The organism is Bradyrhizobium amphicarpaeae (assembly GCF_002266435.3).
Lineage (GTDB): Bacteria > Pseudomonadota > Alphaproteobacteria > Rhizobiales > Xanthobacteraceae > Bradyrhizobium > Bradyrhizobium amphicarpaeae.
Window position 1 is genome coordinate 787,478 of the sequence record NZ_CP029426.2, and the last position, 19,919, is coordinate 807,396.

Below are 19,919 nucleotides of genomic sequence, written 5' to 3' on the forward strand. Positions count from 1 at the left end.
AAACGCGCTAGGCAAGCGCCCATGTCGACCACTGCATTACCTGCCGCCAGAAAGCGCACGAAGGCCCGCCTGAGCTTTGGCCGCTTCCGGGCCTGGCTGGTGGCCTGCGCGGTCCGCCCCGAGGCGAGATTGTGGCTGGTGATCCAGCTCGCCATCCTGCATGCGGTGCTCTGGACCTTCATCCTGATCAATCTGAAGGCAGCGCAGGACGTTCACATGGACGTCGCGGAAGCCTATGGCTGGGGCCAGAAATTCCTGTGGGGCTACGGCAAGCATCCGCCGCTGTCGGGCTGGGTGGCCGGGCTCTGGTTCACGGTGTTTCCCGCCGCGGACTGGGCGACCTATGCGCTGGCGATGGCGACGGTCAGCGCCGGCATGGTGATCTGCTGGCTGATTGCCTTGCGCGTGGTGGATGCGCGGCGCGCGTTCCTGGTCGTGGTGATGGTCGCGCTCTATCCGATCTTCAATTTCAAGGGCTTCAAGTACAACCCGGATCTGCTCCAGCTCGTCACGCTGCCGCTGCTGGTGCTCGCTTATCTCAACGCGTTCGAGAAGCGGAGCTGGCAGTCCGGACTCCTGCTCGGGCTCGCCGGCGCGCTGGCGCTGATGACCAAATATTGGGTGCTGACCATGATCGGCGCCATCGGGCTCGCCGCGCTGATCCATCCGGAGCGGATGAGATTTCTAGGGTCGCCCGCGCCGTGGGTTGCGATCGCGACGATGGTCTTGGCGATGATCCCGCACGTCGTCTGGCTGGCGGATGCGCATTTCGTGCCGCTGACCTATGCCGGCGACACCTACAGCCTCGCGGACAGCGGCCAGCTGCATCAGCTCGTCATCGGCTACATGCTGCATAATCTCGGACTGCTGGCATTGCCGGTGGCGCTCGCCGCGCTGGCGCTGGCGCTGGTGCCGCCGTGGATGACGTTGCTCGTGCGTGCGCCGCTGCGCATCGTCACGCGGGCCTGGGCGCGCGGCGCCAATCCGGGCGTCAATCGCTCGCAGGCGCTGAACGTGTGGATGATCCAGATCATCGTCGCGTTCGGCCCGCCGCTCGGCGCACTCGTCTTCGGCGTCTACCTGAAGACCGATTGGGGCATCTCGCTGTTCTTCCTGGTGCCGCTCGCGCTGGTCGCGATCCCCGCGCTGCGGGTGCAGAGCGCGGCGCTGTTCAACATCGCCGCGATCTGGCTCGTGCTCAGCGTTGCCACGCTCGCCGCCTCGCCCTGGATCGCCGCGCGCGAGATGACGGCGAATGCCGGCAACACGGCGACCTACGGCGCGCGCTCCGAGCTCGCACGCGAGCTGACCCAGGCCTGGCACGCGCGCTTCGCCTCGCGCTGGGCCGTCGTCGCCGGCTCCATGGAGTCGATCCAGCCGATGGTGTTCTACAGCCCGGATCATCCGGCCGCTTTCACGCCGAACGAAGCCTGGGGTTCCGGGCTGACCTCGCTCGACGACGCCAGGAGATACGGCTTCATCGGCGTGTTCGATGCGACCGACGAGCGCCTGCCCAAGTACGAGAAATGGGTTTCGGAGGTCGCGCCGAACGCCGAGCGCATCGTCATGAGCACGCGCCGCTTCACCCACGGCAAGGCCGGCCCGGCGATGAGCTGGAACGTCTACATCGCGCCGCCGGGGAAGTGAGTGACGGTCGCGTAGGGTGGGCAAAGGCGCGTTAGCGCCGTGCCCACCATCTTTCGGCAATCGTGATACGCGTGGGCACGCTTCGCTTTGCCCACCCTACCGCACTGAGCGCTTGGCGAGGGACCTAAATCCCTTCCTCGTTGAACTTGCTCTCAACGAGTTCGGTGATGGCCGCAAGCGCGGCTGCCGCGTCGGTGCCGGCGGCGGCCACGGTGATCGTGGTGCCTGGTCCTGCAGCAAGCATCATCAGGCCCATGATCGAGGTGCCGCCGACCGTCTCGCCGCCGCGCGTCACCCAGACCTGCGCATCGAAGCGCTCGACCGCCTGGACGAATTTCGCGGAGGCCCGCGCATGCAGGCCGCGCTTGTTGATGATCAGGAGGTCCTTGGAGATCGCGCCCGCGGGCACGCCTGTCCCCGCTTGTGGCGCCTCGTCGCTCATTTGCCGGCGAGCACGCGGCTGGCGATGGTGACGTATTTGCGGCCCGCTTCCTGGGCCATCGCGATCGCATCGGGCAGCGGACGCTCCTCGCGGACCTTGGCGAGCTTGACCAGCATGGGCAGGTTGATGCCCGCGAGCACCTCGACCTTGGGCCGGCTCATGCAGGATATTGCGAGGTTCGACGGCGTGCCGCCGAACATGTCGGTGAGGATCGCGACGCCGTCGCCGGAATCGACGCGGTTAACCGCCTCGATGATGTCGCTTCGGCAAAGATCGGAATCATCTTCGGCGCCGATCGTGATCGCTTCGATTTGCTTTTGTGGGCCCATGACATGTTCAAGCGCTGCCTTGAATTCGTCGGCAAGGCGCCCGTGGGTCACAAGTACTAGACCAATCATCGGAAAACTCCTCGCGGGCGCTTTTGGTGCACCGCACGAACGCGCCACTTTGACCATCCAGAGCCCCCGCGCAAGGGGGGATGTTGCGTATCTCCCTGAATCTAGACGGATGGATGAGGGGAGCTGCGCCGGTCTATTCGGTCGCGATAGTGGGGTTCATATGGTTACCATTTCCCTTCAAACAATCGCCTGAAGGGTTAACGGAAGATGAACTCTTGGTAGTGGTCAAGGCCGCGACAACCAGCGGGAGGGGCAAATGGTCGCGGCCAACCGGAATTCGAGGTATTTCGAGACCGGAAATGCTGGTTTTCAGGGATTCGGCCGCCGGCAGGCGCTCCGCATCGGCGGCATCCAGATCGACCACGAGACCGACGGTCGCATGCTCCACGAAGTCGCAGCGGCGGATGCCGAGCCCCCGGATCTCGATCAGGCCGGCCAGGACCGGTGCGGGGCGGACTTCAATTTCATCGCCGACTGTCGCCAGATGGACACGGTCGTCCCCGACCAGAACGGCCGTCTCGATCACGCCCGAACGTCCCGCCATGATCAAATCAAAGGCCAGGCGCGACTTGCCGGAGCCGGAGGGCCCGCGGATCAGCACCGCCAGACGTCCGACCTTGACTGCAGAGGCGTGAATGCTGGGCCCGCCGTCGATCATAACGCCGGCAGCCTCACCACGAAGCGCGCGCCTGCGACCGTCGGGAGGCCCTCGTCGTCCGGCGGGCCTGCGCGGTTCTCGGCCCAGATCCGCCCGCCATGGGCGTCGACGATCTGTTTCGAGATCGACAGGCCGAGGCCTGAGTTCTGGCCAAAACCCTGATGCGGACGATCGGTGTAGAAGCGCTCGAAGATGCGCTCCAGCGCGTCGTCGCGAATGCCGGGGCCGTCGTCGTCGACCACGATCTCGATCTCGCCGCGCGCGCGGCGGCAGGTGAGGCGCACCTTGTTGCCGGCTTCCGAGAACGACTGCGCGTTGGACAGCAGGTTGGAGACCACTTGCCCGAGCCGTGAATCGTGGCCGGTCACGGCGAAGGAATCGGTCGGGCTGCGGCCTTCGAAGCGGGTCTCGACCGCGACGTCGTGGCCGAGCTTGGTTTCGTTGGCAACCGACACCAGCGTCGTCAGCAGCCGGCGCAAATCGACCGGGATCGCATCCTGGCGCTGCAATTCGGCATCGAGGCGGCTGGCGTCGGAGATGTCGGAGATCAGGCGGTCGAGCCGCTTGACGTCGTGCTCGATCACCTCGAGCAGGCGCGCGCGGCTGGTCTCGTTGCGGGCCAGCGGCAGCGTCTCGACCGCCGAGCGCAGCGAGGTCAGCGGGTTCTTCAATTCGTGGGCGACGTCGGCGGCGAACATCTCGATCGCCTCGATCCGGCTGTACAGCGCGCTGGTCATGTCGCGCAGGGCGCCGGAGAGATGGCCGATCTCGTCGCGGCGGCGGGTGAAATCGGGAATCTCGATGCGCGCCTTGATGCGGCGGCGAACGCTCTCGGCACTGTCGGCGAGCCTACGCACCGGTCCAGCGATCGTACTCGCGAGCAGGAGCGACAGCATGATCATGACGGCGGCTGCGACGCCGCCGACCTTCAGGATGGCGAGGCGCTCGGCCGTGACCATCTGGTCGATGTCGTCGCCTTGGGTCGACAGCATCAGCGCGCCGTGGATCGCGCGCGAGCGCAGCACGGGGACCGCGACTGAGACGATCACCTCGCCGCGGGCATTGACCCGCACCATCGAGCGCTTCTGGCCCTGCAGCGCATCACTCACCTCGGCATAACCGTTGCCGTTCTCGGGGCCGAGCTCGCGATAGAGCGGCAGGTCGCCGCGGTTCAGCCAGGTGCGCACCGCGACCATGCCGCGCTCGACGAAGCCGGGCTTCTCGGCCGGCGGCGGCAGGTCGAGGCGCAGCACGTTTTCGAGGTTGCGGCTGTCGAGCAGCAGGCTGCCGTTCGGATCGTAGATGCGGGCGCGCGTCTTGGTCGGCGAGATCAGCGTGCGCAGCACCGGTGCCACGCGCTCCGGATTGATCGGGAAGTCCAGCTGCGAATACTCGTCCGGACCGCCATAGGTCTCGCCCGGCTTGAGGTCGAGCAGCCGGTCGGGATCGATGGTGATGGCGTTGGTCTGCACCGTGGCGGAGGCCGCGATCGCGCCGGCGATGATCTCGGCCTGCACCAGAAGGCTCTGCGCCCGCGCGTCGATCAGGCCGGCGCGGAATTGCGACAGATAGAGGATGCTGGCGACCAGCGCGACGAGGCCGGCGAGGTTGAGCGAGACGATGCGGCGGGTCAGGCTGGAGAAGGACAGCGCGAAGAAGAATTGCCCGGCGCGCTTGAGCCAGTTCAGCGGCCGGAAGCCACGCGGCTTGTCTTCGACGACGTGCTCCGAAACGCCGTCGGATGCGATATCCCCGGCGCTCTGGTTTTCATCAGGCTGCGTTCGGTCCAGCAATGCTTACGTCCGCGTTAGGACAGCTCGTATGAAAGGGTCCCCGCATCCTAGAGCCATCCCGGTCGTGATGGAATCACTACCGGCGACGCTCTCAGTCTTTCGTGAAGGCGCCTCGCGCCCTCAGGCTTCCTTGAAGCGGTAGCCGACGCCGTACAGCGTCTCGATCATCTCGAACTCGTTGTCGACCACCTTGAACTTCTTGCGCAGCCGCTTGATGTGGCTGTCGATGGTGCGATCGTCGACATAGACCTGATCGTCATAGGCGGCGTCCATCAGGGCGTTGCGGCTCTTCACCACGCCGGGCCGGGTCGCCAGCGCCTGCAGGATCAGGAATTCGGTGACGGTCAGCGTCACCGGCTCGTTCTTCCAGGTGCAGGTATGCCGTTCCGGATCCATGCGGAGCAGGCCGCGGTCGAGCGCCTTGGCGTCGTTCTCCTTGGGCGCGACGGTCGGGTCCTTCGGCGCCGAGCGGCGCAGCACGGCCTTGACGCGCTCGACCAGAAGACGCTGCGAGAACGGTTTGCGGATGAAATCGTCGGCGCCCATCTTGAGGCCGAACAGCTCGTCGATCTCCTCGTCCTTGGAGGTCAGGAAGATCACCGGCAGGTCGGACTTCTGCCTGAGACGGCGGAGCGTCTCCATGCCGTCCATGCGCGGCATCTTGATGTCGAGGATGGCGAGATCGGGCTGGGTGGTGCGAAAACCGTCGAGCGCGGAGGCGCCGTCGGTGTAGGTCATGATGCGGTAGCCTTCGGCCTCCAGCGCGATCGAGACCGATGTGAGAATGTTGCGGTCGTCGTCGACCAAAGCGATTGTGGGCATGAGCCTCTGCTTTCTGCTGTCCGTTTGGGTCGTGGCTTGAAACGGCGAGCAATCCACTGATGCGCCGCATACATGGGTGCCGAATTGGCGTTCGAACCTTGTCACCGAGCAATGCAAGCTGGGCTGAAGTGTGACCAAGTTCCACGAAACACGGCAGATTCGCCGCATGTCGACCCATAACCAAGCCCCCGTTTACCCGAAAAATGGCCTCCCTTGCAACCACCTGGACCGAGAAAGCCGATGCAACCGACCCCCGATTTCGACCCCGCAAAGCTCGCCAAATCCCTGCTGCGGCGATCGCGGCAGGGGGCGCTGGCAACCCTCATGGCCGGCAGCGGCGACCCCTATTGTTCCCTGGTCAATCTGGCCAGCCATCCCGACGGCTCGCCCATTCTGCTGATTTCGGGCCTCGCCGTGCACACCAGGAACATCCTGGCGGACAACCGGGTCTCGCTGATGCTGGACGAGCGGGCGGCGGGCGATCCCTTGGAAGGCGCCCGGATCATGCTGTCCGGCCGGGCCGAGAAGGCTGATGACGAGAGAGAGCTGCTCCAGCGGCGGTATCTCAGTGCGCATCCATCGGCGGAGGGCTTTGTTTCCTTTAAGGACTTTTCCTTCTTCCGTATCCGCCCGACGGGAACCCACCTGGTCGCCGGCTTCGGCCGGATCGTCGATCTCGAGCCCGCACAGTTCCTCACCGACCTCACCGGGGCCGAGGATCTGCTGGCGGCGGAGGAGGGCGCCGTCGCGCATATGAATGCCGACCATCGCGACGCCATGGGCCTCTACGCGACCAAGCTTTTAGGCGCGGCCGCGGGCGACTGGCGCTGTACCGGCTGCGATCCGGAGGGCCTCGACATGCAGGATGGCCAGACCGCGCTGCGGCTCGACTTCCCGGAGCGGGTCACCGACGGCACGTCGCTGCGCAAGATGCTGGTGCGGCTGGCTGGTGAAGCGCGCATGAAGATGGACCAGAACGCAAGGATTTGAACGCCGCGACCCATCGCTGCGACCCAAGACGGTCAGGTCTTAAGGCTCGCAGCGAGAGGGTTCATGACGCGTCGTCGATTGGCATTGGCTGCGGGGCTGGCGCTCGCGATTGGCAATTTGCTTGTCACGCCGGCTCTCGCCCAGAAGGTCGATCTCGCCGCGCAGGGCGCGCGGATCAACGCACTCAACCAGGCCGGCAAATATGCCGAAGCGTTGCCGCTGGCGCAGGCCATGGTGGCGAGCCTGGAGAAGGGCGGCGACGGCCGCGAACTCTCCGCCGCGCTCAACAATCTCGGCCAGGTCCATGCCGGCCAGGGCCGCGATGATCTGGCTGAGCCGGTCTACAAACGGGCCATCGCGCTGATGGAGAAGTCGCTCGGCCTCGACACCGTCCTGATCGCGCCCGAGCTGAACAATCTCGCTGCGCTGTATCAGCGCCAGAGCCGCTTCACGGAAGCCGAACCGCTGTTCAGGCGCGCGCTGGCCATTCGCGAAAAGGCGCTGTCGCGCGAGCATCCCGATGTCGGCCAGGCCCTCAACAATCTCGCCACGCTCTACGTCAAGCAGGAGCATTTTGCCGAGGCCGAGCCGCTGTTTCAGCGTGCGCTCGCGATCTATCAGAAGGTCGCCGGGCCCGAGCATCCCGCGGTCGCCACCGTCCTGAACAACATTGGCCAGGTCGATCGCGACCTCAACCGCGATGCGGATGCCGAGGCGCCGATCAAGCGCTCGCTCGCGATCCGCGAGAAAGCGCTGGGGGCGGATCATCCCGACGTGGCGCGTTCGCTGAACAATCTCGCTGGGCTCTACGAGCATCAGCAGCGCTACGCCGAGGCCGAGCCGCTCTATCGCCGCGCGCTTGCGATCCGCGAGCGGGCGCTTGGACCCGACCATCCCGATGTCGCGACCTCGACCAGCAATCTCGCCAATTTCCTTCAAGTGTCGGGCCGGACCGCCGCCGCCTTGCCGTTCGCGGAGAAGACACTTGCCGGCAATCGGGCGCAGCTGCGCGTCGTGCTGCCAATCCTGTTCGCCGCGCGGCAGCAAGCGCTGCTGGCAAGCGACAAGGCGCTCGACGACGCGCTCGCCGCCATCCAGCGCGGCACGCAATCTTCGGCCGCCTCTGCCGTGAACAAGCTCGCGGTGCGATTGGCCGCCGGCAGCGACCGGCTCGCCGAGCTGGTGCGCCGGGATCAGGATCTTGCCGCCGAGGCCGAGGCGCTCGACAAGGCGATCATCACCGCGGTATCGAAGCAATCGGCGCAGCGCGACGTCGCAGCCGAGCAGCGCAGCCGCGCGCGGATCGCTGCGATCGCGAACGAGCGCGCGGGCCTGCAGAAGACGCTCACGCTCGAGTTTCCCGACTATGCCTCGCTTTCCAACCCGCTGCCGCTGGCGGTGAAGGACATCCAGCCGCTGCTGTCGGCGGACGAGGCGATGGTGATCTATTCCGTCGTCGACAAGCAGAGCTATGTCATCGCGATCACGCGCGACGGTGCGGATTGGAAAGAGATCCCGCTCGGTGCGGACGCGATGGCGCGGAAGGTGTCGGCGTTCCGCAAGGGGCTGGATGTCGGCAAGGCGCGCGATGCCTCCGGCAAATCGGGGCTGTTCGATCTCGCGCTCGCCAACGAGCTCCATGTCGCGCTGCTCGGACCGGTCGAGGCGCTGACAAAGGACAAGCGCAATCTGCTGGTCGTGCCGTCGGCGGCGCTGACCGCCTTGCCGTTTCATCTGCTGGTGACGGAGAAGCCGCAGGCCGCGATTCCGGACAAGATAGAAGGCTATCGCGACGCCGCCTGGTTGCTGCGACGTCAGGCCGTCTCGGTGCTGCCCTCGGTGATCTCCCTGAAGTCGCTGCGTGCCTTCGCCCGGAGGGATCAGGGCGCAAAGCCGATGACCGGCTTCGGCGACCCCGTCTTCAACCCCGCAACCGAAGGCCCCGCTGACCGACGCGGGGCGGGCGGCAAGGTCGCCGCGCGCAGCATCGCGACGATCGCCTACACCGATTTCTGGCGCGGTGCCGGCGTCGATCGCGCGCAGCTTGCGAAAGCGCTGCCGCAACTGCCTGACACCGCCGACGAGCTTAACGCGGTGGCGCGGGATGTCGGCGCTGCCGATGCCGACGTCCACCTCGGACGCGATGCCAGCGAGACGACGCTGAAGCGTGCAGCGCTTGCCCAATACGGCATCATCTACTTCGCCACCCATGGCCTCGTGGCCGGCGACGTCAAGGGACTGGGCGAGCCTTCGCTGGCGCTGTCCATTCCCGATCAACCGTCCGAGCTCGACGACGGTCTTCTGACCGCAAGCGAGGTGGCCCAGCTCAAGCTCAACGCCGATTGGGTGGTGCTGTCCGCCTGCAACACCATCGCCGGCGACAAGCCGGGCGCCGAGGCGCTGTCGGGATTGGCGCGTTCGTTCTTCTACGCAGGAGCCCGCGCGCTGCTGGTCTCGCATTGGGCCGTGGATTCGGAAGCCGCCACCCGCCTCACCACCTCGACTTTCGAGTTGCTCAAGAACGAACCGAAAATCGGTCGGGCCGAAGCCTTGCGCCGCGCGATGTTAACGTTTGTCGACGACACCTCGTCGCCGCGCAACGCCTATCCCGCGATGTGGGGGCCGTTCGCGCTCATCGGGGAAGGCGAGGTACGATAAGCCGGCGGCGGAATTGTGCGTTGCAAAAACCCCAATCAACGCCGAATCCCGTATTTGGTTGCGCGATCATCCGTGATTTTTGATGCAGGTGCTCAGAGCTGACATGCGCGACGTTTGGCGCGGTCCTTGAATAAACCAAAACCTATGGGATCGGCTTGGCAACGCCAGCGTTCATCAGTATTAGGTCGTCCAGCCGAGGCCGGTTGGCCTATAAATCACGGTGACCGCGATGGTGCCGAAGTTTTGGTCGCGCTGAATGTCGCGGGTTCTAGGAGGATTTTTCGTGCAAGAGACGGGCGTGCGCAACGGTGCCTTCGGCGCCGACAAATTCGGCTTAAGGAATCTCAAGCAGGTTCACTGGAACCTCGGTGCGCCGCAGCTCTATCAATACTCGCTCGCTGCGGGTGAGGCGGTGCTGTCCGCTGACGGCGCACTCTGCGCCGACACTGGCGAGTTCACCGGTCGCAGCCCGAAGGACAAGTTCACGGTACGCGACGCCACCACCGACAAGAAGATGTGGTGGGCCGGCAACCAGTCCATCACCGCAGAGCAGTTCGAGACGCTCTATCAGGACTTCCTCAAGCACGCCGAAGGCAAGAAGCTGTTCGCGCAGGATCTCTACGGCGGCGCCGACCCGGCCTACCGGATCAAGACGCGCGTCTTCACCGAACTCGCCTGGCACTCGCTGTTCATTCGCACGCTCCTGATCCGCCCCGAGGCGATCGAGCTGTCGACGTTCACGCCGGAGCTCACCATCATCGACATGCCGAGCTTCCGCGCCGATCCGAAGCGCCATGGCTGCAAGTCGGAGAACGTCGTCGCGATCGATTTCGCCCGCAAGATCGTCCTGATCGGCGGCTCCTATTATGCCGGCGAGATGAAGAAGTCGGTCTTCACCACGCTCAACTACTATCTGCCCGAGCGCGGCGTGATGCCGATGCATTGCTCTGCCAATGTCGGCGCCAAGGGCGACGCGGCGATCTTCTTCGGCCTCTCGGGCACCGGCAAGACCACGCTGTCGGCCGATCCCAACCGCACGCTGATCGGCGACGACGAGCACGGCTGGGGCCCGAACGGCGTCTTCAATTTCGAAGGCGGCTGCTACGCCAAGTGCATCAAGCTGTCGAAGGAAGCCGAGCCGGAGATCTTCGCCGCCTCGACCCGCTTCGGCGCGGTGCTCGAGAACTGCGTGCTCGACGACGACACCCGCGTGGTGGATTTCGACGACGGCTCCAAGACCGAGAACACGCGTTCGGCCTATCCGCTCGACTTCATCCCGAACGCCTCGCGCACCGGGCGCGCGCCGCAGCCGAAGAACGTGGTGATGCTCGCGGCCGACGCCTTCGGCGTGCTGCCGCCGATCGCAAAGCTCTCGCCGGCGCAGGCGATGTATCACTTCCTGTCCGGCTACACCGCCAAGGTCGCCGGCACCGAGCGCGGCTTGGGCTCCGAGCCGCAGCCGGAATTCTCGACCTGCTTCGGCTCGCCCTTCCTGCCGCTCGACCCGTCCGTTTACGGCAACATGCTGCGTGACCTCATCGCCCAGCACAATGTCGATTGCTGGCTGGTCAACACGGGTTGGACCGGCGGCAAGTACGGTGTCGGTTCGCGCATGCCGATCAAGGTGACGCGCGCGCTGCTCACCGCCGCGCTCGACGGCTCGCTTCGCAACGTCGAATTCCGCACCGACAAATATTTCGGCTTCGCGGTCCCGACCGCGCTGCCCGGCGTGCCGGCCGAGATCCTCAACCCGGTCAACACCTGGAAGGACAAGGACGAGTTCGACAAGACCGCCCGCGCGCTGGTCGGCATGTTCCAGAAGAACTTCGCCAAGTTCGAAGCCCAGGTCGATGCCGAAGTCCGCGCCGCCGCGCCGGACGTGAAGCTCGCGGCGGAGTAAGATCTTCGCTCAGTCTTCAATTCAAAGGGCGGCCGCAGGGCCGCCCTTTTTGTTTCGTGAGAGCTCCCTCCACGCGTCATTGCGAGCGCAGCGAAGCAATCCAGGATCCCTCCGTGGAGGCAGTCTGGATTGCTTCGTCGCAAGGGCTCCTCGCAATGACGAGTCTGTGGAAGCGCTCACGCCTTGAAATACGCGATCTGCGTCGTGGTCGCGAGCAGCCGGCCGTTCGGTGACCACAGCTCGGCGTTCTGGTCGGCGTAGCTCTTGTGCATGATCTTGGAATCCGCCGTCGCCAGCACGCGCGTGATGTCCTCGGCCGCGAGCCCGTCGCTGTCGGTGTGGAAATAGGTCGTCAGCGACACTGTGCCGAACGGTACCAGCTCGCGCCGCGCGTGGAAGATGCGGCCGAAGAAGGCGTCCGACATCGACATCAGCGACGGCATGTCGAGCTTGCGCGGCTCGCGATCGCTGATCCAGATCTTCGAATAGGTGCCGGCGAGCTCGGCCTGCGGCGGCCCGATCCGCATCTCGCCCTCGACGAAGCGGAATTCGTACTGGTTGGCCCAGGATGCCTTGATATTCGGAAACGGCAGCGTCTCCTCGAACGGTTTGGCATCCGGATATTGCGCCACCCGGTGCTCCCAGGACGGCCGCCGCTCGGCGAACACTGCGGTGGCGAGCGTAGCGACCTCGCCGCCGCCCTGGCTGAGCTCGACGCTCCAGTGCTGGCTGGAGCGGTTGGCCTTCACCAGCCGCACGTCGAGATCGAACGGCCCTTTGGCGATCGGCGCGCAATAATTGACGGTGAGCGCGAGCGGATCGCCGGCGCGTTGCGGATGCTCGATCAGCGCGCGCAGAATCGTCGCGGCGGTGACGCCGCCGAACGGACCGACGAAGGCCCAGTAATCGTCGCTGGTGTGCCCCTGCCAGCTGGAGTCGCCGGCGGTGACGCGGGTGGCGTCGTCGAAGGGGTGGGGAAGCTTGGCGTGCATTGTCTGATCCGGCTTTCAATGTCGGACGTCATATCACGTCCGACGCCGGTTCGCGCAATGACCTCGCACGTAGCCGCTTCCACGCCGCGGAAAAATCAGCCGGCGGCGTCGCGCAGATTGGGCAGCAGCGGCGTGGTCGGGTTCACCGGCACGTTCCAGATCTCCTCGGCATATTCGCGGATGGTGCGGTCCGAGGAGAACCAGGCCATGCGCGCGACGTTGAGGATGGAGGCGCGGGTCCAGGCCGGCGAGACCAGCCAGCGCGCGTCGACGCTGCGCTGCGCCTCGTAATAGGAATCGAAATCGGCGCTGACCATGTAATGGTCCAGATAGCGCAGCGCATGCGCGATCGATTCGAAGCGCCCGGGATCGCCGGGTGAGAACTCGCCGGCGCCGATCGCGTTGATGGCGCGCGAGAGCTTCGGCGAATTGCGGATCAGGTCGGAGGCGTCCAGCCCCTGCTTGCGCCGGATCATCACGTCGCCGGCTTCCATGCCGAAGATCGCGATGTTCTCCGCGCCGACATGGTCGCGGATCTCGATATTGGCGCCGTCGAGCGTGCCGATGGTGAGGGCGCCGTTCAGTGACAGCTTCATGTTGCCGGTGCCGGACGCCTCCATGCCGGCGGTCGAGATCTGCTCGGACAGATCGGCCGCGGGAATGATCACTTCGGCGAGGCTGACATTGTAGTCCGGCAGGAACACGACCTTGAGCTTGCCGCCGATCGCGGGATCGTTGTTGACGACCTCCGCGACGTCGTTGATCAGCTTGATGATCAGCTTGGCATAGCGATAGCTCGCCGCCGCCTTGCCCGCGAAGATCTTCACGCGCGGCACCCAATTGCCGGTGGGATCGTCCTTGATCGCCTGGTACAGCGCGACGGTCTCGATGACGTTGAGGAGTTGGCGCTTGTATTCGTGGATGCGCTTGATCTGCACGTCGAACAGCGCGGTCGGGTCGACCTTGATGCCGAGCCGTTCGCCGATCAGGCGCGCCAGCGCGGTCTTGTTGTGAAGCTTGACGTTGCGGAACTTCTTCTGGAATTCGACGTCGCTGGCGCGCGCCTCGATCAGGCTGAGCTGGGTGGGATCGTCCAGCACCGCCTCGCCGCAGGTCTCGCGCAACAGGTCGGTCAGCTTCGGGTTCGCCAGCATCAGCCAGCGGCGGAAGGTGATGCCGTTGGTCTTGTTGGTGATGCGGCCGGGATAGAGATGGTTGAGATCGTGGAACACGGTCTCGCGCATCAGGTCCGAATGCATCGCCGAGACGCCGTTGATGCGGTGCGAGCCGACGAAGGCGAGCTGGCCCATGCGGACACGGCGCCCGCTCTTCTCGTCGATCAGCGAGACCGAGGCACGGAAGTCGATGTCGCCGGGGGCGCGCGCTTCGGCCAGCGCCAGATGCTGCACGTTGATGCGGTAGATGATCTCGAGATGCCGCGGCAGCAGCCGCTCGAACAGCTCGACCGGCCAGGTCTCCAGCGCCTCGGGCAGCAGCGTGTGGTTGGTGTAGGACAGCGTGGCGACCGTGACCTTCCAGGCCTCGTCCCAGCGGAAATTGTGGAGGTCGACGAGGATGCGCATCAGCTCGGTGACGGCAAGGCTCGGATGGGTGTCGTTGAGTTGCACCGCGACCTTGCTCGACAGGCTGCGCAGCTGGCCGTCGGAGGCAAGGTGCCGCTTGATCAGATCCTGCAGCGAGGCCGAGACGAAGAAATATTCCTGGCGCAGCCGCAGCTCGCGGCCCGCCGGGCTCTCGTCGTTCGGATAGAGGAATTTGCAGATCGCTTCCGCGCGCGACTGCTCGGCGGTGGCGCTGACATAGTCGCCCTTGTTGAAGGCATCCAGCTTCAGCGGATCGGGCGAGCGCGCCGACCACAGCCGGAGCGCGTTGACGTGCTGGCCGCGCCAGCCGACGATCGGCGTGTCGTAGGCGATCGCCTGCACCGTCTCGCCCGGATGCCAGATCGCGCGGTCGCGACCCTTGTCGTCGACATGCTCGACGCCGCCGCCGAAATTGATGTCGTAGATCACTTCGGGTCGCTGCAATTCCCAGGGATTGCCGAAGCTCAGCCATTCGTCCGGATATTCCTGCTGCCAGCCCTGGTTGATGATCTGGCGGAACAGGCCGTAATCGTAACGGATGCCGTAGCCGATCGCGGGGATCGACAGCGTCGCCATGCTCTCCATGAAGCAGGCGGCAAGCCGCCCAAGGCCGCCATTGCCGAGCGCTGCGTCCGGCTCGCATTTGCGCAGCTCCGGCAGCGAGACGCCGAGATCGCCGAGCGCGACCTCGAAGATCTTGAGCAGGCCCATGTTGTTGAGCCCGTCGCTGAAGAGACGGCCGATCAGGAATTCGAGCGAGAGATAATAGACGCGCTTGCGGCCCGCATCGTAGCTGTGCTTCTCGGCCGTGAGCCAGCGATGCACGACACGGTCGCGCAGCGCCAGCGCTGCGGCCTGGTACCAGTCGTGCTTGGTCGCCATGCCCGCATCCTTGCCGATGGCAAGGCGCAGCTTCGCCAGGATCGTGCCCTTGATCTCGGCCAGCGCGAGTTCGTCGATCGGCTGGCCGGGGGCGGGAAAACTGGGCTGGAACGATTGATCTTGCAAAGCCGTCACTTCCTGGTCGAACACACCACTAAACTTTACGCGTCTTGCCCCTGCACCGGAACTGTCGCCGATGCGGCCTTGCACTGCGCTGGCGTAAATTTATGCAAGGAACGGGCCGATTTGGGAACCCGGGCGAGCACGGAGAAACCGGGATTCGGCGGCAGATTGCCGATCAATTCAGCCATCAGTGTGGAGGAATGGTCTGTGAAACTGCCGAGCGGCTTCACGCCGCCTTGGCCTGCACCGCATCGCAAAATTCGGCGAGACGATCCGCAAGGCGCAGCGTTGCCGGGCTCGCATCGGGCGAGGCCATCAGGGCGACCTCGGTCTTGTTGATCGGCGCAAAACCGTCCTTTGCCGTCAGCACGCGGTGGTCGGACTGGATCGACATTTCCGACAGGATGCTCAGCCCCATGCCGGCGGCGACCGCGGCCTGGATGCCCGACAGGCTCGACGAGGAATAGGCCATGTGCCAAGCGCGCCCGACGCTTTCCAGCGCGTGGATGGCGCCGGCCCGGTAGAGGCAGCCGGCCGGGAAGCCGATCAGCGGCACGGACGCGGCGTGGACATCGACCGGATGGCTCTTGCTGGTGACCCAGTGCACGCGCTCCGGCCAAACCGCGATCGCGCCCTTCTCGCCGGCCGCACGCTTGAACAGCGCAAGGTCGAGTTCGCCGCGTTCGAGATCGCGCGCCAGGTGCTTGCTCTGATCGGCGCGCACGTCGAGCCGCAGGCCCGGATGCGAACGCGAGAACGCCCCCAGTAATTTGGTGAGCCGGTAAGCCGCGAAATCCTCGGGGATGCCGAGCCGGATCGCGCCCTCGCCATCCGGCTGGCGCAGCACGTCGCGCGCTTCCTCGGCGAGCGAGAGCAGCCGCCGGGCATAAGACAGCAGCCGCTCGCCGGCCTCGGTCGGGCGCACGTTCTTGCCGTCGCGATGCAGCAGCACCTGGCCGATATCGTCCTCCAGCCGCTTGATCTGCTGGCTGACGGTCGATTGCGTGCGATGGACGCGCTCGCCGGCGCGGGTGAAGCCGCCGGCCTCGACCACCGAGACGAAGCTGCGCAGCAGCTCGAGATCGAGCATGGCGGCCTCCATTCGAAAATCAACTGACGAGGAGTTAATCATTTAATTTCCAAATGACAAGCGGGGTCCCTAGATCGAGGCTCAGGAGAATGCCCCATGTCGCTCGCCCCCTCGATTTCAGTCCCCAGCCGCCGCTTCAACACGTTGCCGCTCGCCATCGGCCTGTTCTGCCTGCTTTGGAGCTACGCCTTTGTCGCCGGCAAGATCGGCGTCACCCATTGTCCGCCGCTGATCCTGCTCGCGGCGCGCTTTTCGCTCGCCGGCATCTTGATCCTGGGCGCCACGCTGATCCGCGGCGATTGGTCGTTGTCGTGGCGCGATACGGTGATCTTCGCGGTGCTTGGGATTGCCAACAACGCGCTCTATCTCGGCCTCGGCTACACCGGCCTGCAATCGGTCTCGGCCGGTCTCGGCGGCCTGATCGTCTCGGCCAATCCGGTCTTCACCGCCGCGCTCGCCGCGCTGCTGCTCGGCGAAGGCATGACCTGGCGCAAGGCCGGCGGCCTGCTGCTAGGCATCACCGGCGTGACGCTGATCGTCTGGCATCGCCTGTCGGTCGGCACGGATTCCCTGCACGGCATCGTCTTCACGCTGGCCTCGCTGGCCTCGCTCGTCGCCGGCACCATCTTGTTCAAGCTGCTGGCGCCGAAAGGCTCCTTGTGGATCGGCAATGGCGTGCAGAACTTGGCCGCCGGCATCGTGCTGACGCCGGTCGCGTTCACCTTCGCAGACGTGCACGCGATCGATGTCACGCCGGGCCTGATCGGGGCCTTCGCGTTCCTCGTGCTCGGCGGCTCCATCCTCGCCTATTGGCTCTGGTTCCATCTCCTGAAAGTGTGCGGCGCGACCGCCGCCAGCGCGTATCATTTCCTGATGCCGCCGCTCGGCATGCTGTTCGCGTATCTGGTCCTAGGAGAGCACGTCGAGGCCCGTGATCTCCTCGGCATCATTCCGGTCGCGCTCGGCATCTACCTGGTGACCCGTCCCGCAAAGCCCGTCGTGTAAGAGGAGAATTCCCATGCCCATTGCCATCACCCTGATCGGCGGTCCGACGGCGCTGATCGAGATCGACGGTTTCCGCCTGCTCACGGATCCCACATTCGATGCGCCCGGCGCCTATCAATTGCCGCATGTGAAGCTGGAGAAGACCGTCGGCCCAGCCATGAGGCCCGATGCGATCGGCCCGGTCGATGCCGTGCTGCTCAGCCACGACCAGCATTCCGACAATCTCGACAATTCCGGCCGCGACTATCTCCATAAGGTCAAGCGCGTGCTGACGACGGAGGCGGGCGCAAAGCGCCTCGGCGGCCATGTCGAAGGGCTCGCGCCCTGGGCGACCGCGCATCTGAAGGACCGCGACGGCAACACGCTGACGATCACCGCGACGCCGGCACGCCACGGCCCGGCCGGCATCGAGCCGCTGTCGGGCGACGTGGTTGGCTTCGTCGTGCAGTCGAGCCGCAAGGACACCAGCGCGGTCTATATCAGCGGCGACACCACCTGGTTCGACGGCGTCGCCGAAGTCGCGCGCCGCTTCAAATGCGGCGTGGTTCTGCCTTTCGCGGGCGCGGCGCAGACGCGCGGGCCGTTCCATCTCACCATGGACACCAACGACACCATCGAGACCGCACGCGCCTTCCCCGATGCGACGATCGTGCCCGTGCATACCGAAGGCTGGGCGCATTTCCGCCAGAACAGCGAGGATCTGCGCAAGACCTTCGACGTGCTCGGTTTCGGGACGCGATTGCGCCTGCTGGAGCCGGGCGTGCCGACGGTGATCGAGGCGCCGTAATCTCCACTGCCTCCGCTGTCATGCCCCGGCTTGACCGGGGCATCCAGTACGCCGCGGCGGATGTTGCAAGAGTGAGCTCCCTAACGCTGGCCTCTGGAATACTGGATCGCCCGGTCAAGCCGGGCGATGACGAGAGAGAACGGCGCGTGACTGCGCCCCTCAATCCTTCCTGAACACGATCGACGCCATCCATCCCGTCATCAGTGCCATCGCGGCGGTGACGAGGCCGTAGATCAGCCCGTTCTGCCGCGCTGTGGTGGCGACGAACTGCTCGAAGCCGACCTTGACGATCTCGAACGCGGTCTCGGTCTTGCCGATGAACGCGCCGTTCGCAAACAGCCTGATCTCGACCTCGTAGGTGCCGATCGGCACCTCCGCCGGCAGCGGAATGCCGGTGCGGAACAGCGTCGGCGTCAGGAACGTCACGGCGCTCGGATCTTCGCGATAGAGCCCGCGCTGGGTGCGCAGGCGAATGAAGGCCGAGCGGAACGCGTCATTCGGCACCACGTCGGCAAAGTCGCCGCTGACCCGCTGCGTCAGCAGCACGTTGTTCAGCCCGATCTGCTGGCGCCGCGCGATCTCGGGCGAGGTGATCGCGTCGAAGGAGCGGTTGGCGAACAGCGCCAGATAGCTCGGCACCTGCAGGAACTGCCGGTAGTCGGTGTTGATCCAGATGCCGAAGGTGCGTTCCTTGCGCCGCGTCACCATGTCGGCGCGCGGACCCATCACGGTGACGACGAGATCGTAGGCGGTGCGATCGGCGGGCGTCGTCGCGTCTTTCTCGACCGAGCCGAACAGCACCAGCTCCTCGCCGGAATAGTTTGGGGTCACCGTGACGCGGTGGTTGGAGACTGACACGATCAGCCGCTCGGCGCGCGCGGCGGAGCCGAGCAGCAGGATGACACAGAAAATGAGAAGCGCGCGCATCATCCGCTCGCCCCCAACTCGCGGATAGTGAAGAGATCCGAGGGTTGGATCACCAGTTCGACCGCGAAGCGGATCCCGACCGAGAGGATCAGAAGTCCGAGCAGCAGCCGCAGTTGCTCGCCGCGAATCTTCTGTCCGGCACGGACGCCGAACTGCGCGCCGGTGACGCCGCCGACCATCAGGATCAGCGCCAGCACGGCATCGACGAGATGATTGGTCACCGCGTGCAGCATGGTCGCGAACAGCATCGTGACCAGCGTCAGCACCATCGAGGTTCCGATCACCGTCGAGGTCGGCACCCGCAGGAGATAAATCATGATCGGCACCAGGATGAAGCCGCCGCCGATACCCATGATGGCGCCGATGAAGCCGATCATGATGCCGACGATCACCACCGGGATGACCGAGAGATAGATCTTGGAGCGCTTGAACCGCATCTTCAGCGGCAGGCCGTGGATCCAGTTGTGGGTGCGTCGCGGCGGCAGCGCGCCGCGCCGGGTCCGCATCAGGGCGCGCAGTCCTTCCGAAAACATCAGGCTGCCGACGGTGGTGAGCAGCACGACGTAGGAGAGCGCGATCATCAGGTCGAGCTGGCCGAGCGCGCGCAGCTGCGTGAAGGTCCACACCCCCAGCGCCGTGCCGGTCACGCCGCCGGAGAGCAACACGCCCGCCAGCGCCGGATCGATCGCGCGCCGCCGCCAGTAGGACAGCGCGCCGGAAAACGAGGAAGCCGCGATGTGGCTCGCAACCGAGGCGACCGCCACCGCCGGCGTGATGCCGATGAAGATCAGCAGCGGCGTCATCAGGAAGCCGCCGCCGATTCCGAACATGCCCGAGACGAAGCCGACCGCGGCGCCCATCGCCAGCACCAGGAAGACGTTGACCGGAAGATCGGCAATGGGGAGGTAGAGCTGCATCGAGAGACCACGCTCCGGCGGGACGGATCGATTGCGCAATGCCCGCCGGATGGTCGGAACGATTGCCGCGTCCTTCAATAGCGGAATTCGGAGCGGGGAGGGACGGGGAATGTCGGGCGTGGTGAATGGGTGAAGAAAAGAGGAAAAAGAGACTCGATCGTTTCGACACCGGTGGTGCGCTCCCTCCCCCGCCTGCGGGGGAGGGTTGGGGAGAGGGTATTTCAGCAGTGGGACTGCCCAGAGGAGAGAACCCCCACCCGCCGCGCTTCGCGCGTCGACATCCC

General features: G+C 65.5%; 16 protein-coding genes. 6 read left to right on the forward strand and 10 right to left on the reverse strand.

Features of this window, described 5'->3' with window-relative positions; translation table 11 throughout:
* Positions 1–21: 21 nt before the first annotated feature.
* Positions 22–1,647, forward strand: coding sequence for a glycosyltransferase family 39 protein (locus tag CIT40_RS03850; RefSeq protein ID WP_094890826.1), 1,626 nt, complete (start codon positions 22–24; stop codon positions 1,645–1,647).
* Between the two features lie 124 nt (positions 1,648–1,771).
* On the opposite strand, the gene CIT40_RS03855 is transcribed toward CIT40_RS03850, so the two are convergent.
* The 5 genes from CIT40_RS03855 to CIT40_RS03875 form a co-directional block, all read right to left on the reverse strand.
* A complete protein-coding gene (locus CIT40_RS03855; protein WP_094890825.1) occupies positions 1,772–2,089 on the reverse strand; it encodes an HPr family phosphocarrier protein in 318 nt (105 codons plus the stop codon).
* A complete protein-coding gene (locus CIT40_RS03860) occupies positions 2,086–2,487 on the reverse strand; it encodes a PTS sugar transporter subunit IIA (protein ID WP_007597752.1) in 402 nt (133 codons plus the stop codon). Before CIT40_RS03860 ends, CIT40_RS03855 begins: the two co-directional genes overlap by 4 nt.
* Before the next feature lie 133 nt (positions 2,488–2,620).
* A complete protein-coding gene (locus CIT40_RS03865; RefSeq protein WP_094890824.1) occupies positions 2,621–3,145 on the reverse strand; it encodes an HPr kinase/phosphorylase in 525 nt (174 codons plus the stop codon).
* Positions 3,142–4,938 (reverse strand): sensor histidine kinase, encoded by a 1,797-nt coding sequence (locus CIT40_RS03870; RefSeq protein ID WP_162307339.1) that lies wholly within the window; start codon positions 4,936–4,938, stop codon positions 3,142–3,144. Before CIT40_RS03870 ends, CIT40_RS03865 begins: the two co-directional genes overlap by 4 nt.
* Before the next feature lie 120 nt (positions 4,939–5,058).
* The gene (locus CIT40_RS03875; RefSeq protein ID WP_008542552.1) at positions 5,059–5,760 is read right to left on the reverse strand and encodes a response regulator transcription factor; all 702 of its coding nucleotides are present in this window, start codon (positions 5,758–5,760) and stop codon (positions 5,059–5,061) included.
* Between the two features lie 240 nt (positions 5,761–6,000).
* Between CIT40_RS03875 and CIT40_RS03880 the strand changes: the two genes are divergently transcribed.
* The 3 genes from CIT40_RS03880 to CIT40_RS03890 all read left to right on the forward strand — a co-directional run bounded on the left by CIT40_RS03880 (position 6,001) and on the right by CIT40_RS03890 (position 11,308).
* Positions 6,001–6,750 carry a HugZ family pyridoxamine 5'-phosphate oxidase gene (locus tag CIT40_RS03880; RefSeq protein ID WP_094890823.1) on the forward strand — a complete coding sequence of 250 codons (750 nt, stop codon included), beginning with the start codon at positions 6,001–6,003 and terminating at the stop codon, positions 6,748–6,750.
* Positions 6,751–6,813: 63 nt separating this feature from the next.
* The gene (locus CIT40_RS03885) at positions 6,814–9,408 is read left to right on the forward strand and encodes a CHAT domain-containing tetratricopeptide repeat protein (protein WP_094890822.1); all 2,595 of its coding nucleotides are present in this window, start codon (positions 6,814–6,816) and stop codon (positions 9,406–9,408) included.
* A 283-nt stretch (positions 9,409–9,691) separates the two neighbouring features.
* Positions 9,692–11,308 carry a phosphoenolpyruvate carboxykinase gene (locus CIT40_RS03890; RefSeq protein WP_094890821.1) on the forward strand — a complete coding sequence of 539 codons (1,617 nt, stop codon included), beginning with the start codon at positions 9,692–9,694 and terminating at the stop codon, positions 11,306–11,308.
* Between the two features lie 176 nt (positions 11,309–11,484).
* Here CIT40_RS03890 and CIT40_RS03895 read toward each other — a convergent pair whose 3' ends face one another.
* From CIT40_RS03895 to CIT40_RS03905, 3 genes are all read right to left on the reverse strand, one after another.
* The gene (locus CIT40_RS03895) at positions 11,485–12,300 is read right to left on the reverse strand and encodes an acyl-CoA thioesterase (protein WP_094890820.1); all 816 of its coding nucleotides are present in this window, start codon (positions 12,298–12,300) and stop codon (positions 11,485–11,487) included.
* Positions 12,301–12,395: 95 nt separating this feature from the next.
* Positions 12,396–14,912 (reverse strand): glycogen/starch/alpha-glucan phosphorylase, encoded by a 2,517-nt coding sequence (locus CIT40_RS03900; RefSeq protein ID WP_162307340.1) that lies wholly within the window; start codon positions 14,910–14,912, stop codon positions 12,396–12,398.
* Positions 14,913–15,135: 223 nt separating this feature from the next.
* The gene (locus tag CIT40_RS03905) at positions 15,136–15,999 is read right to left on the reverse strand and encodes a LysR family transcriptional regulator (protein WP_162307341.1); all 864 of its coding nucleotides are present in this window, start codon (positions 15,997–15,999) and stop codon (positions 15,136–15,138) included.
* 96 nt (positions 16,000–16,095) lie between these two features.
* Between CIT40_RS03905 and CIT40_RS03910 the strand changes: the two genes are divergently transcribed.
* Both CIT40_RS03910 and CIT40_RS03915 read left to right on the forward strand, forming a co-directional pair.
* Positions 16,096–17,004, forward strand: coding sequence for a DMT family transporter (locus CIT40_RS03910; RefSeq protein WP_094890817.1), 909 nt, complete (start codon positions 16,096–16,098; stop codon positions 17,002–17,004).
* Between the two features lie 13 nt (positions 17,005–17,017).
* On the forward strand, positions 17,018–17,791 hold the full coding sequence (locus tag CIT40_RS03915) for an MBL fold metallo-hydrolase (RefSeq protein ID WP_094890816.1): 774 nt from the start codon (positions 17,018–17,020) through the stop codon (positions 17,789–17,791).
* 159 nt (positions 17,792–17,950) lie between these two features.
* Here CIT40_RS03915 and CIT40_RS03920 read toward each other — a convergent pair whose 3' ends face one another.
* Entirely contained in the window at positions 17,951–18,721 is a 771-nt protein-coding gene (locus CIT40_RS03920; RefSeq protein ID WP_094890815.1) for a TIGR02186 family protein, read from the reverse strand.
* A complete protein-coding gene (locus CIT40_RS03925) occupies positions 18,718–19,635 on the reverse strand; it encodes a sulfite exporter TauE/SafE family protein (protein ID WP_162307342.1) in 918 nt (305 codons plus the stop codon). The genes CIT40_RS03920 and CIT40_RS03925 overlap by 4 nt, the downstream gene beginning before the upstream one ends.
* Positions 19,636–19,919: the final 284 nt, after the last annotated feature.